This is a genomic window from Methylobacterium sp. PvP105, assembly GCF_017876975.1.
Taxonomy (GTDB): domain Bacteria; phylum Pseudomonadota; class Alphaproteobacteria; order Rhizobiales; family Beijerinckiaceae; genus Methylobacterium; species Methylobacterium radiotolerans.
The window spans coordinates 4101259-4114865 of the sequence record NZ_JAGIPA010000001.1; the positions used below are offsets into that span (position 1 = coordinate 4101259).

Annotated in this window: 13 protein-coding genes and 1 tRNA gene; 9 read left to right on the forward strand and 5 right to left on the reverse strand. The window is 71.7% G+C overall.

Translation table 11 applies throughout. The annotated features are described in order from the left end of the window. Positions 1-146: 146 nt before the first annotated feature. A complete protein-coding gene (gene hrcA, locus J3A75_RS20200; protein ID WP_085985315.1) occupies positions 147-1202 on the forward strand; it encodes a heat-inducible transcriptional repressor HrcA in 1056 nt (351 codons plus the stop codon). 54 nt (positions 1203-1256) lie between these two features. On the opposite strand, the gene J3A75_RS20205 is transcribed toward hrcA, so the two are convergent. Further along, positions 1257-2057, reverse strand: a complete 801-nt coding sequence (locus tag J3A75_RS20205; RefSeq protein WP_012319896.1) for a DUF1236 domain-containing protein — start codon at positions 2055-2057, stop codon at positions 1257-1259. A 238-nt stretch (positions 2058-2295) separates the two neighbouring features. Here J3A75_RS20205 and J3A75_RS20210 point away from each other — a divergent pair, with 238 nt between their 5' ends. From J3A75_RS20210 to J3A75_RS20220, 3 genes are all read left to right on the forward strand, one after another. Continuing rightward, entirely contained in the window at positions 2296-3660 is a 1365-nt protein-coding gene (locus J3A75_RS20210) for an MFS family transporter (protein ID WP_012319897.1), read from the forward strand. 85 nt (positions 3661-3745) lie between these two features. Then, positions 3746-4927 carry an alpha/beta hydrolase gene (locus J3A75_RS20215; protein ID WP_063111826.1) on the forward strand — a complete coding sequence of 394 codons (1182 nt, stop codon included), beginning with the start codon at positions 3746-3748 and terminating at the stop codon, positions 4925-4927. Between the two features lie 55 nt (positions 4928-4982). Next, a complete protein-coding gene (locus J3A75_RS20220; RefSeq protein ID WP_012319899.1) occupies positions 4983-5264 on the forward strand; it encodes a DUF2312 domain-containing protein in 282 nt (93 codons plus the stop codon). A gap of 53 nt (positions 5265-5317) precedes the next feature. Here J3A75_RS20220 and J3A75_RS20225 read toward each other — a convergent pair whose 3' ends face one another. Then, positions 5318-6295, reverse strand: coding sequence for a phosphoribosylaminoimidazolesuccinocarboxamide synthase (locus tag J3A75_RS20225; protein WP_209650707.1), 978 nt, complete (start codon positions 6293-6295; stop codon positions 5318-5320). 212 nt (positions 6296-6507) lie between these two features. Between J3A75_RS20225 and J3A75_RS20230 the strand changes: the two genes are divergently transcribed. After that, a complete protein-coding gene (locus tag J3A75_RS20230; protein WP_012319901.1) occupies positions 6508-7260 on the forward strand; it encodes a Crp/Fnr family transcriptional regulator in 753 nt (250 codons plus the stop codon). A gap of 97 nt (positions 7261-7357) precedes the next feature. On the opposite strand, the gene J3A75_RS20235 is transcribed toward J3A75_RS20230, so the two are convergent. From J3A75_RS20235 to J3A75_RS20245, 3 genes are all read right to left on the reverse strand, one after another. After that, positions 7358-7433 (reverse strand) — tRNA-Phe (locus tag J3A75_RS20235). 103 nt (positions 7434-7536) lie between these two features. Beyond that, positions 7537-7722 (reverse strand): DNA gyrase inhibitor YacG, encoded by a 186-nt coding sequence (locus J3A75_RS20240; protein WP_012319902.1) that lies wholly within the window; start codon positions 7720-7722, stop codon positions 7537-7539. Further along, positions 7719-8372, reverse strand: coding sequence for a Maf-like protein (locus J3A75_RS20245; RefSeq protein ID WP_012319903.1), 654 nt, complete (start codon positions 8370-8372; stop codon positions 7719-7721). Before J3A75_RS20245 ends, J3A75_RS20240 begins: the two co-directional genes overlap by 4 nt. Before the next feature lie 378 nt (positions 8373-8750). Between J3A75_RS20245 and J3A75_RS20250 the strand changes: the two genes are divergently transcribed. The 4 genes from J3A75_RS20250 (at position 8751) to J3A75_RS20265 (ending at position 13592) form a co-directional block, all read left to right on the forward strand. After that, positions 8751-8960 carry a hypothetical protein gene (locus J3A75_RS20250; RefSeq protein WP_024829618.1) on the forward strand — a complete coding sequence of 70 codons (210 nt, stop codon included), beginning with the start codon at positions 8751-8753 and terminating at the stop codon, positions 8958-8960. Between the two features lie 170 nt (positions 8961-9130). Then, complete coding sequence (locus J3A75_RS20255; protein ID WP_012319905.1) at positions 9131-9376, forward strand: hypothetical protein; 246 nt, start codon at positions 9131-9133, stop codon at positions 9374-9376. Positions 9377-9611: 235 nt separating this feature from the next. Then, positions 9612-10820, forward strand: coding sequence for a polyhydroxyalkanoate depolymerase (locus J3A75_RS20260; RefSeq protein WP_012319906.1), 1209 nt, complete (start codon positions 9612-9614; stop codon positions 10818-10820). 132 nt (positions 10821-10952) lie between these two features. Further along, positions 10953-13592 (forward strand): TIGR02302 family protein, encoded by a 2640-nt coding sequence (locus J3A75_RS20265; RefSeq protein ID WP_012319907.1) that lies wholly within the window; start codon positions 10953-10955, stop codon positions 13590-13592. Positions 13593-13607: the final 15 nt, after the last annotated feature.

A 13607-nucleotide genomic window follows, 5' to 3' on the forward strand; every position in this document is an offset into this window, starting at 1 on the left:
GTGTCGAGGGCCGCGCTCTTAGGCCGCCGCGCAACCACGGGCAAGCATCGCCGTGCGGATTGATCCGCGCGGGACGGTTGGACATGATCGGACCACAGGATGACCTCGTGACACACCCCAGTCCCAACTTCCCGAACGGCCAGTCCATGCAGGCGCTCGCCGCCCTCAACGAGCGTGCCCGGGAGATCTTCCGGCAGATCGTCGAGAGCTATCTCACCACCGGCGAGCCGGTCGGGTCCCGGAACCTGGCGCGCATCCTCCCGATGGCGCTGTCGCCGGCCTCGATCCGCAACGTCATGGCGGATCTGGAGCATTCCGGCCTGATCTTCGCCCCGCACACGTCCGCCGGCCGCCTGCCCACGGAATTGGGCCTGCGCTTCTTCGTCGACGCGATGCTCGAGCTCGGCGACGTCAGCCAGGACGAGCAGGCGCGGATCGAGGCGCAGATGCGCGCCGCCGCCTCGGGCCACACGTTCGACTCGGCCCTGGCCGAGGCCTCGACCATGCTGTCCGGGGTCTCCCGGGGCGCCGGGGTCGTCCTGACCACGAAGGCGAACGTCAACCTGAAGCACATCGAGTTCGTGCGCCTCGATCCGGCCCGGGCCCTCGTCATCCTCGTCTCGGACGACGGCTCGGTGGAGAACCGCCTCGTGGACCTGCCGCCGGGCCTGCCGGCCGGCGCGCTCCAGGAGGCGACGAACTTCCTGAACGCGCGCCTGCAGGGCCGCACGCTCGGCACGCTCCGCGCCGAGATCGAGGCCGGTCGCAAGGCGATGAAGCGGGAGCTCGACGCGATCACCGAGCGCCTCGTCGATGCCGGGCTCGCCACGCCGGTCGGCCCGTCGGAGGCGCGCCAGCTGATCGTGCGCGGGCAGGCCAACCTGCTCGACGACCTGCGCGCGGTCGAGGACCTCGAGCGCATCCGCCTGCTGTTCAACGATCTGGAGACCCAGAAGGACGTGATCGATCTCCTGTCCCGCGCCGAGGGCGGCGAGGGCGTGCGGATCTTCATCGGCTCGGAGAACAAGCTGTTCTCGCTGTCGGGCTCCTCGCTGATCGCGGCGCCGTTCCGCGACGGTTCGCAGAAGATCGTCGGCGTCGTCGGCGTGATCGGTCCGACCCGGCTCAACTACGCGCGGATCGTGCCGATGGTCGACTACACGGCGCGCGTGGTGTCGAAGCTCCTGGACGGCGGGCGGTAGAGGGCACCGGGCAGAGGATCCGCCCGGCGCACCGATCTTCCTGTGACCGCCCGCTCAGGCCGGGATCACGTCCACGATCTCGTAGGTGTCGGGATCGATGATCACGATATCGTCCCGCACGAGGATGAAGTCGTAACCTTCGTATTCCGGCACCAGCTCGATGATCGCCGGCGGCAGCCGGTGGAGGGTGATCGAGCGCGGGATCGCCGTGCCCACCGCCAGACCGAAGGCCACGTCCCGGAGCGGCGAGACGCCCAGGCGCGTGATCGAGCTGCGGAACTCGGTCCGCTGACGGGTATCGAGGCGGCCGACAGCGCCGCGGACGGCGCCGCGGTCGCGGGCGCCGGCGCGGCCACCCCGTTCCGCGGCCGGACCGCGATCGCCGCGCGCGGGACCGGCCGCGTCGCGGTTGCCGCGCTCGGGACCGGCGCCGGGCTCGCGCCCACCCCGCTCGCCCCGGTCCCCGCGATCGCCGGCACCGGGATTCGCGGCCGGCCCGCCCCGGTCCGCCGGTCCGTTGCGCTCGGCCGCGCCGCCCGGACGGCCCGGCCCCTCGGTACCGCGACCGGCGGCGCCGCCCGGCTCGGCGCCGCGCGGGCCACCCTCGGCCCCGCCGGGGCCGCGCATCGCCCCGCCCTCGGCCCCGCCGGCGCCACCCCGCATGCCGCCGCCCGCACCGCCGCCCGCACCGCCACCGGCCGGACCGGCGCCCGCACCGGCCGCGCCACCGGGACCGCCGGCGCCGCCGCCGCCGGGTCCGGCTCCGCCGCCGCCCGGGCCGCCCTGCGCGAACGCCGTCGCCGCTCCGGCGACGACGAGGGCCGCCGCGACCGTGTCTCTCAGAATCCGCTTCATGGCTTCTCCTCCTGGGGTGGTCGGAGCGCCATCGACGCCCACGCCGGGCCGCAACGGGGCCTCGGGGCGAACCGTTCCGTCCCGCGGCACTGTGGACGCGCGGCCGGTGACACGCGCCCGCGCTGTCCTCGGCTAAGTCGGATCACGGTCTTGCGATCAGGCGCGTCACCTGTAACGTCGCGCCGCACGAAGAAGAGACCGGTTTCGGCCGGCATCAAGATTGATCCACGGAGACGCCATGTCCGCCTCTCGAGACGATACGATCGGTATCGCACCGAGTGCCCTCGATGATGCTGCGGACCGGAAGCGCCGGATCTGGGCGATCGTCGGATCGTCCTCGGGCAATCTCGTCGAGTGGTACGACTTCTACTGCTACGCGTTCTTCGCGCTCTACTTCGCGCCGGCCTTCTTCCCGAAGGGCGATTCCACCAGCCAGCTCCTGCAGACCGCCGGCATCTTCGCGGTGGGCTTCTTCATGCGACCGATCGGCGGATGGCTGTTCGGGCGCATCGCCGACCGGGTCGGCCGCCGGACCTCGATGGTCATCTCGGTGCTGATGATGTGCTTCGGCTCGCTGCTGATCGGCATCCTGCCGACCTACGAGCATGTCGGCACGCTGGCGCCCGTGCTGCTGCTCCTCGCCCGCATGCTCCAGGGCCTGTCGGTCGGCGGCGAGTACGGCACTTCGGCCACCTACATGAGCGAGGTGGCGATCAAGGGCCGGCGCGGCTTCTTCGCCTCGTTCCAGTACGTCACGCTGATCGGCGGCCAGCTCCTCGCCTCGCTGGTCCTGGTGCTGCTGCAGACGGTGATGACCGGTCAGGAACTCACCGCGTGGGGCTGGCGCATCCCGTTCTTCATCGGCGCCGCGCTGGCGGTCGTCGCGCTCTATCTGCGGCGCTCGCTGGCCGAGACGAAGGACAGCAGCGACAAGGAGACCGCCGGCACCTTCTCCGCGCTGGCCAAGCACTGGCGGGCGTTCCTGGTCGTGGTCGCCTACACGGCCGGCGGCTCCCTGAGCTTCTACACCTTCACGACGTACATGCAGAAGTACCTCGTCAACACCGCCGGCATGCCGAAGACCTCGGCGTCGCAGACGATGACGGCGGTGCTGTTCGTCTACATGATCATCCAGCCGCTCTTCGGCGCGCTCTCCGACAGGATCGGCCGGAAGGCCAACATGCTGCTCTACAGCGGCCTCGGCACGCTCATGGTGGTGCCGCTGATGACGGCTCTCGGGACCAACAAGGACCCCTACCTCGCCTTCGCGCTGATCTCCCTCGGCCTCGCGGTGGTGTCGTTCTACACGGGCATCAGCGGCATCGTGAAAGCGGAGCTGTTCCCCACCAACGTCCGCGCCCTCGGCGTCGGCCTGTCCTACGCGGTCGCCAACGCCACCTTCGGCGGCACCGCCGAGTTCGTCGCCCTGTGGTTCAAGGACAACGGCATGGAGAGCACGTTCTTCTGGTACGTGACTGTCCTGATGGCGGTCGCCTTCGTGGCCTCGCTGATCATGCCGAACCCCAAGGTCCACGGCTATCTCGACGGCGCCGGCACCGTCGAGGAGGCGCTGGGCAAGAAGCCCCGTCTCGCCCACGCCTGAACGAGGGCCGCCCGGCTGGACCGGGCCGGCCTTTCACGCTGATATGGCTCCCGCCGGGCGCGCCAGACGCCCGCGGGAGGACGCCATGTTCAGGAATGCCGCCGTCGGGGCGCTGGCCCTGCTCTGTCTCGCGACCGCAGCGCGCTCCGGGGCCGCCGAGCCGGGAACCGCCGACGCGCCGTTCAGGCCGACGCGGCCCGCGGGCTACCTCTTCGTCGGCGGCCGCTACGCCACGGCGGGCGGCAAGACGACGGCGTCCGGGCAGATGTTCGTGGAGTACCGCGCCCCGGAGCGGGTGACGCAGCCCTACCCGATCGTCCTGGTGCACGGCACCGCGCAGACCGGGACCAACTTCCTCGGCACCCCGGACGGGCGCCCGGGCTGGGCCGACCGCTTCGCCGCGAAGGGCTTCGCGGTCTACGTCGTCGACCAGGTCGGCCGCGGCCGCTCGGGCGGCGACCCGGACACCTACGGTCCCTACGCCCGCCTGCCCGCCGAGGATCTGGAGACGGTGTTCACCGGCCAGGAGCGCTTCGCGCTCTACCCGCAGGCGAAGCTTCACACGCAGTGGCCGGGCGGCGCGGGAGTCCGCGGCAACGCCGCCTTCGACCAGTTCTACCTCTCCCAGGTGCCCTACATCGCCAGCGCGCTGAAGAGCGAGGAACTGGTCGATCCGGCGCTGGTCGCGCTGCTCGAGACGATCGGCCCCGCGATCCTGCTGACGCACTCGCAGGCGGGCGTCTTCGGCTGGGCGGTCTCGGATCAGCGGCCCGACCTCGTGAAGGCGCACGTGGCCGTGGAGCCCAACGGACCGACCTTCTACGACATCCGCTTCAAGGGCGGTGCGGAGTGGTACGAGCGCGTCGGCGAGGCCCGGGCGCGGCCCTACGGCATCACCCGGGTGCCGCTGCACTTCGAGCCGCCGGTGAGCGGTCCGGCCGACCTGACGGTCGTCCAGGCCGAGAGCGCCGCCGCGCCCGACAAGATCCGCTGCTGGCTCCAGGCCGAGCCCGCGCGCCGGTTGCCGAACCTCGCCCGGGTCCCGGCGGTGATCGTCACCGCCGAGGCCTCGTTCCGGGCCACCATGGACGATTGCACGGCGGCCTTCCTGACCCAGGCCGGGGCGCGACCGGACCGGCTGGCGCTCGCCGAGCACGGCATCCGCGGCAACGGCCACATGATGATGCTGGAATCGAACAGTGACGCGGTGGCGGACGCGATCGTCGGCTGGATCCAGGGCCGGGTCCGGGCTCCGGCCCAGCCTTAACCCGCCGCTTACCGTGTCGCGGCGAGGGTGCCGCCGTCATCCGACGAGGGACTGCATGACCGACATGACCGACACCGTGGGCGTCGCGGGCGACCGCATCCGCTCGATCATCGAGCGCGTGGAACGGCTGGAGGAGGAGATCAAGGACCTGATGGAGGCCAAGAAGGAGGTCTTCGCCGAGGCCAAGGGCGAGGGTCTCGACGTGAAGGTGCTCAAGGAGATCCTGAAGATCCGCAAGCAGGACAAGGACGAGCGCGACGAGCAGGAGACGCTCCTCGACGTCTACCTGCGCGCCATGGACGCGCCGTCGCCGGCCCCGATCGCCGTCGCGGCCTGACACGCTCGACCGGGTGCGGCGCCGGGCGCCGCACCCCTCTCCGCGTATCGCAGCTAGGCCGCGAGATAGGCGGCGATGTTGCGCCGGATCCGCTCCAGGGGATCCTCCGCCGGGTCCGGCAGGACGAAGCGCGCGCCGGTGATCGTCTCGTAGGCGCGGATGTAGACCGCGGCGGTCTCCAGGACGACCTCGGCCGGAATCTCCGGGATCGGGTCCTTGTAGGGGTCGCAGCGGGCGACGACCCAGTTGCGCACGAAGTCCTTGTCGAAACTCTCCGGGGCCGAACCCGCGGCGAAGCGCTCGGGATAGCTCTGGGCGAACCAGTACCGGCTGCTGTCCGGCGTGTGGATCTCGTCGGCGAGGACGATCCGGCCTTCCGGATCCGTTCCGAACTCGTACTTCGTGTCGGCCAGGATCAGGCCGCGCTCCGCCGCCAGGGCCGTCCCGCGCGCGAACAGCGCCAGGGCCGCCTCGGACACGGTCCGCCACTGCGCGCGCGTCAGCAATCCGCGCTCGAGGATCTCCGCCTCGGTGAGCGGCTCGTCATGGCCGCCGTCGAACGCCTTGGTGGTCGGCGTGATGATCGCCTCCGGCAGCCGCTGGTTCGGCCGCATCCCGTCGGGGAAGCGGTGGCCGTACATGTCCCGCTCGCCGGCGCGGTAGCGCGTCAGGATCGACGTCGATGTGGTGCCCGCGAGGTAGCCGCGCACCACCACCTCCACGGGTAGGATCTCGAGGCGCCGGCCGACCACCACGTTCGGGTCGGGATAGGCGATGACGTGGTTCGGGCAGAGGTCGGCGGTCTGCTCGAACCAGTAGCGGGCGGTCTGGGTCAGGACCTGGCCCTTGAACGGGATCGCCGCGAGCGCCCGGTCGAAGGCGCTGATCCGGTCCGAGGTGATGAGGATGCGCCGGCCGTCAGGGAGGTCGTAATTGTCCCGAACCTTGCCGCGGTAGTGCCGAGGCAACTCGGGCAGGGTCGCGTCGCGCAGGACCTGATGCGCGTGCGGGGCGAGATCTGCCGTGTTCATCGGGCTTTCCGTCAGGCTGAACGGCGACCGCGCCGTCGGACCTCTGTGCGCGGACGGGCCGGGAAATTCCAGTCCTGGCCCCCGCGAGGGCGCGCGGCGCCCGCCCTCGCCCTGGTCGGGCCCGCCCGGAACCCTACACTTACGCGGGGACCAACGACGGTGGATGACCGGCCGCACGGCGCCGAACGCGTCTCCCGGACGGCCGAGGCGCGATGTACGAGACACCCCAACCGTCGGGCAGAGACCCGTTCCTGCGCCGGATCGAGACGGTGGCCCTGTTCCGGCTGACCGACGCGGAGCGCGCCGCGCTCGCCACGATCCCCATGCAGGTCGCCCAGTTCGAGCCCAATCAGGACATCATCCGGGAGGGCGACCGCCCGTCCCGGAGCTTCGCGCTGCTCAGCGGGATCGCCTGCACCTACAAGTCGACCCGTGCGGGCAAGCGGCAGGTGATGAGCTACCATGTCCCCGGGGACGTGCCGGATTTCCAGAGCCTGTTCCTGGAGGTGCTCGACATCAACATCGCCACGGTGAGCGCCTGCCGCCTCGGCTTCGTCCAGCACGACGCGGTCCGGGCCATGCTGCGGGCGCACCCGCGGCTCAACGAGGTGTTCTGGCGCGCGACGCTGATCGACGCCGCCATGGTCCGGGAGTGGATGCTCAACACCGGGCGCCGCGAAGCCTATGCCCGGATGGCCCACCTGTTCTGCGAGCTGGTGACGCGGCTCGGCGCGGTCGGGCTGGCGCCCGACCTGACCTGCGACCTGCCGATGACGCAGCCGGAACTCGCGGATGCCCTCGGCATCACGTCGGTCCACGTCAACCGCACGGTACGCGATCTGCGAGCCGCCGGCCTCATCGCGCTGCGGGGTCGCCGCCTCACCGTCAACGACTGGGCCGGGCTGCAGGAGGCGGCGGAGTTCGACCCGACCTACCTGCACCTGCGCGATGCGGAGACGCGCTGACGGGCACGCGCGCGCTGAGACCGCTCATCGTCGAGAAGGAGGCGTGTTCTCGGTCGCGGGCTCTATCGATCCGAGGATCGGGCGCTCAGCGAGCTGATGGTGCCCAGGGACGGAGTCGAACCGCCGACACTGCGATTTTCAGTCGCATGCTCTACCAACTGAGCTACCTGGGCGTCGTCCGCGCCGGTGTCGGCCTCGGACGTCGCGGGGTATAGTGAGTGCTTGGCGGCCTGTCCAGCCTCGCGTGACGCCGACGTGACCGGAAGGCCGAAAAATTCAGTCCTCCGGATCCGGCGAGGGCGGCGGCGCGTCCGGATCGCGCTCCTCGGGTATCGCGTAGCGCTCGTTGAGCCAGCGCCCGAGATCGACGTCGGCGCAGCGCTGGGAGCAGAACGGCCGGAAATCCGGCACGGACGGCTGTCGGCAGATCGGACAGGGCGGCGGCCGGCGTTCGCGGCTCATGCCAGGGCGCCCCACCCGGCCCGGACGGGATAGCCCTCGCCGTCGAGCAGACTGAGGGTCTCGTAGAGCGGCAGGCCGACCACGCCGCTGTACGAGCCGACCAGCTTCACCACGAAGGCTCCGGCCAGCCCCTGGATCGCGTAGCCGCCGGCTTTGCCGCGCCACTCGCCCGAGGCCACGTAGCCCTGGATGTCGCGGCCCGAGAGGCGCTTGAACCGGACGCGGCTCTCGACGATCCGCTCGCGGCGCCCGCGGGGCGAGAGGACGCAGACCGCCGTGTAGACCCGGTGCTGCCGCCCCGAGAGCAGGCGCAGGCAATCCGCGGCCTCGTCGGGAACCTCGGCCTTCGGCAGGACGCGCCGCCCGACCGCCACCACCGTGTCGGCCGACAGGAGCCAGGTGGGTGTCGCGGTGTCCTCCAGGTGAAGCGCCGCCTCGGCGGTGGCGAGCTTCGTCCGCGCGAGGCGGCGCGCCAGTTCGCGCGGCGGCTCGGCCTTGCGCGGCGTCTCGTCGATCTCGGCCGGCAGGAGCGCCGCCGGCTCGATCCCGATCTGCTGGAGGAGCGCGAGACGGCGCGGCGAAGCGGAGGCGAGCACGAGTCGCGCTGTCGGCTCCGGCGTCGCGCCGATCGCTTCAGGTTTGGCGTCCATGATGTCCCGTTCGCACAATCGACCGGAGCCGCGCGACCGGAGCCGTGCGCGCCCTGCGCGGCGGCACTTCGTCGGCCGGGACAGGCTCGATGCGCCAGCCTGATAAGGGAAGGGGTCCGGCTTGTGAACTCGAGCGGGCCGGGCCGTTGGCGCGGGCGCGCGCCGCCTCGAGCGCGCGATCCCTGACCGCCCGGCACGCGCGCCGGCAGCACCGGTCAGGTTCGGCGGCGCATCGGGACGTCCAACCCGGCAGCGGATCCAGATTAGAGATCCGCCCGGCGGTGCTCGCAAGAACAGCCCAAGGTCACGACCGCGGCCGTAACCCGGCGTTAACCACGATCGACCGAGGATGGCGGCATCCGAATGGGATCGTCATCGATGCTGAACGCTGATCCGCTCGTGCAGCGCCCGAAGCTCGTCAACGCCGCCCTGCTCGCCCGCGCCCTCGACGGGCTCCGGCCGCAGGTCGCCTCGCCGATCGAGATGTGGCAACGGCTCACAGACCAGTACGTGGTCGATCTCGACGCGGTCGCGGCGCTCCTGCCGGCGGACGAGCCGGAGACGCACTGGCTTCCCGCCCGCGACTGAGCCCGGCCCGATCGCCACGTCCCCGGCCTCCGAGGCCCCGCGCCGCGCTGGCACGTGACGTGCTTCGAAGTCTCCAGCAACCGGAGGAAGCCCCCAGGCAACGACAACGCGGTGGCTCGCACGCCGGAGCACCCCGCGGACCTTTCGATCACTCGAAGCTGAGGTCCGTCATGTCGGAATTGCTCTCTGTTGCCCTCGTCTGTGCCGGCACGCTGCTGGCCCAGGACTGCTCCCGGGACACCGCCCTCGACGTCATCATCGCGCCGGCGCACACGCCGATGGAATGCCTGATGCACGCCCAGACGATGGCCGCCCAGGCCGGGTTGCCGGGGGGCAGCGACCGCTACCTCAAGGTCGCCTGCGAGCATCGCCGGAGCGAGGCCGAGCCGCGTCCCGCGATCCGCCGCGCCTCGTGAGGCCAGGGCTGCGCCGGGCGATTCGGCGCGCACCAGCGTGACCGGCGCGGCGTCTGGTGCATCAAAGTCACGTCGCGACGATTCTTGTTCGCATCCGCCCAACGGACAGTTGCCGCCCCCGGGAACGGGACCCATCCTGCACGGCCACGCTGATGCAACCCCCACTCCGGCATCCGCCAACGTCGCCGCCCCGATAGCCCGCGTGCCGGGCAGGGCTCAAGCGAGTGCCTGCCCGATGCTGTACGACGCGTTCGACCTGCAGACCGACATCGCCGCCCAGACCCGGGCGTGGGGCCGGCTGCTGAACGACATCTGGTCGCCCTGGGTCGGGTGGGGCGAGCCGGCGACCTGGATGTCCGCCGGCGCCCGCATGATGATGCGCGCCGGCCTGACCTTCGCGCGGCCGCCCTACGGCATCGACTCGGTGACCGTCGGGAACCGGAGCGTCCCGGTCTCCGAGGAGGCGGTCGAGGTCACGCCCTTCGCCACGCTGCTCCACTTCAAGAAGGACATCCACACCGAGCAGCCCAAGGTGCTGATGGTGGCGCCGATGTCGGGCCACTTCGCCACGCTGCTCCGCGCCACCGTGCGCACGATGCTGCCGGACCACGACGTCTACATCACCGACTGGCACAACGCCCGCGACGTGCCGCTCGCCGAGGGGACGTTCGGCTTCGACGACTACGTGAGCCACCTCATCCGCTTCCTGCGGACGATGGGCGAAGGCGCCCACATGGTGGCGGTGTGCCAGCCCGCCGTGCAGGCCCTCGTGGCCGCCGCCGCGATGGCGCAGGCGAAGGATCCGGCCGCACCGCGCAGCATGACCCTGATGGCCGGTCCGGTGGATTGCCGGATCAACCCGACGGGCGTGAACGAGCTCGCGACCTCCAAGCCGATCGAGTGGTTCGAGAAGAACCTGATCGCGACGGTGCCGTCGCGCCACAAGGGCGCCGGCCGCAAGGTCTATCCGGGATTCGTCCAGGTCTCGGCCTTCATGGCGATGAACGCCAAGCGCCACATCCAGGGCCACGCCGACCTGTTCTGGCACATGGCCAACGGCGAGCACGACAAGGCCGAGGCGATCGAGACCTTCTACGACGAGTACTTCGCCGTGCTCGACCTCGCGGCCGATTTCTACCTAGAGACGGTCAAGACCGTGTTCCAGGACCACGCCCTGGCCCGGAACGCGGTGTCGTACCGGGGCGAGCCGATCGACCTGCGCGCGATCCGCCGCACGGCGCTGATGACGGTCGAGGGCGAGCGGGACGACATCTGCGCGGTCGGGCAGACCATGGCGGCCCACGACCTGTGCTCGGACCTCGCCCCGTACATGCGCACCCACCACCTCCAGGCCGGCGTCGGCCATTACGGCGTCTTCGCCGGTCGGCGCTGGGAGACGCAGATCTACCCGCAGGTGCGCAACTTCATCCAGGCGCACAACTGACCGGGCCGGTCGGGCGCGTCGCGCCGATTTGACCCGCCGACCTGCGCGGCCCACCATGCTAGGCACGTGTGACGGGGCCCGCCGAGCGCGGCTCTGTGGGCCACTCCTTCGGCGTGAGGCGGAACGGTCGGCGTGATCGGCAGGAACGGCACCGAGAGCAAGACCAGCGCGGGCGGAGCGGACGCGGCGTCCACGCGGCTCGACCGGCTCGTGGCGCAGGCGCGGGCGGCCGCCCTGTGGGAGCAGGCGTGGCCGGTGCTCTGGCGCGGGATCGGCGTCGGTCTGCTCTTCCTGGTCGTCTCCTGGGCGGGCGTGTGGCTCGACCTCACGCCGCTCTGGCGCCAGATCGGCCTCGGCGCCCTCGGCGCCCTCCTCGTGGCCGCGCTCCTGCCGCTGATCCACGTCGGACGGCCGGACCGGCGCCTGGCCCTGGCGCGGCTCGACCGCGAGGCCGCGTCCCGCGACCCGAAGCTGCGCCACGGGCCGGCCTCGGCGGCCGAGGACAGCCTCGCCGTCGGTGCCGCCGATCCGGGGAGCCGGCTGCTGTGGGATCTCCACCAGCGCCGGGCCGCGCAGGCGATCTCGGCCCTGCGGGTCGGCCTGCCGCGGCCGGGCATGACCCGGCACGATCCCTTCGCGCTGCGCGCCGGCCTCGTGGTCGCGGCGGTCGCGAGCCTGTTCGTGGCCGGTCCCGAGTGGCGCCAGAGGATCGGTGCCGCCTTCGACTGGCAGGAGCCGGCGGCGCCGGGTCCCAACTTCCGGGTGGACGGCTGGATCGACCCGCCGCTCTACACGCGGCTCCCGCCGCTGCTGATCGCGATGGACGGGAGCGACCAGCACCTGCGCGCGCCCGTCAATGCCCAGCTGATCGTGCGGATCGCCGGCCAGGGCAAGGCCGCGTCCGAGACGACCCTCACGCCCAATGCCGGCCTGGTCCCGGTCCCGGGCCAGGAGGCGCGCCCCGATCTGCGCGAGGAGCGCTACCGCATCGTCGGGGGCGCCGCGCTGACGATCGTGACCCCGGCGGGCAAGCAGCGCCTGACCGTCGACGCGATCCCCGACCGGCCGCCGGAGGTGACCGCCGTCGGCGGTCCCGAGGTGAACGGGCGCGGCACCTTCAACCTCACCTACCGGGCGAAGGACGATTACGGGATCAGCTCGGCCGAGGCGGTGATCGAGCCGCTGAAATCCGCCCGCGCCCTGGTCCCGGTCCCGCAGATCAACCTCGCGCTGCCCGGCGACGCGAGCGGCGACACCGATACCAAGACCCTCGTGGACCTCACGGACAGTCCGTGGTCCGGCGCGAAGGTCCGCTACCGCATCGTCGTCAAGGACGAGGCCGGCCAGGAGGGGCGCACGCCGGACACCGAGATCGTCCTGCCGGCGCGGCCGTTCCGCGAGCCGCTGGCGCGGGCGCTCGCCGAGCAGCGGCGCCGCCTCGTCACCGCGCCCGACACGGATCGCCGCTGGGTCCAGGGGGCGCTGGACGCCCTGCTGGTCGCGCCCGACACCTTCACGCCGCAGCCCGCGATCTTCCTCGGCCTGCGCACGGCGACCGAGCGGCTGCGCCGCGCGCGCACGGATTCCGACCTCGTCGCGGTGGCCGACCTCCTGTGGGAGATGGCCCTCAAGATCGAGGACGGCGACCTCTCGGACGCCGAGAAGCAGCTCCGTCAGGCCCAGGACCGGCTGAAGGAGGCGATCGAGCGCAACGCGCCCGACGACGAGATCAAGCGGTTGACGCAGGACCTGAAGCAGGCGCTCGACAAGTTCCTGTCCGAGATGGCGCAGAAGCAGGGCCGCGAGCCCCGCGAGCAGAGCGAGCGCGGCCAGAACAACGGACAGACCAAGACCGTCACGCCGGAGGATCTCGACAAGATGATCCAGGACATGGCGGAGGCGATGAAGCGCGGCGACACCGCCGAGGCGCAGCGCCTGATGGAGCAGCTGCGCAACATCCTGGAGAATCTCCAGACCGCCGAGCGCGGTGGCCGCTCCGATCAGGCGTCCCGCGAGATGCAGAAGCAGATGCGCGACCTCGACGCGATGTCGCGGGAGCAGCAGGGCCTGCGCGACGAGACCTTCAAGGACGGCGAGGAGCAGCGCGGCGGCCAGCGCCCGCAGAATCGCGGCCAGCCGCAGCAGGGCCAGCGCGGCCAGCAGGGCCAGGGGCAGCAGGGCCAGCGCCAGCAGGGTCAGAAGGGGCAGCAAGGGCAGGGCCAGCAGGGCCAGGGACAGCAAGGCCAAGGGCAGCAGGGCGAGGGCCAGCAGGGCGGCGTCGGCGAGCGCCAGCAGGCGCTCCGGCAGCGGCTCGAGGACCTCCAGAAGCGCATGAAGGAGAACGGCATGCGCGGCGAGCAGGGTCTCTCCGACGCCGAGGAGGCCATGCGCGAGGCCGAGAACGCCCTGAAGGACGGCGATTCGGACGGGGCGGTCGACGCGCAGGGGCGCGCCCTCGACGGCCTCAAACGCGGCGCCGACGGCATGGCCCAGCAGATGCAGGAGATGGCTGAGGGCCAGGGCGAGGGTCAGCAGGAGGGCGGCCAGCAGCCGGGCCAGCAGGGTCAGGCCGGGGCGCGCGACGACGATCCCCTCGGGCGGCCGACCCGCGGCCGCGACATGAGCGACGGGCGGGTCCGCGTCCCCACGGCCGACGAATCGGCGGTCCAGCGCGCCCGGCGCATCATGGAGGAGCTGCGGCGCAAGCTGGGCGACCCGAGCCGTCCCCGCGAGGAGCTGGACTATTTCGAGCGCCTGCTCCGCCGCAACTGAGCGCCCGCCACAACA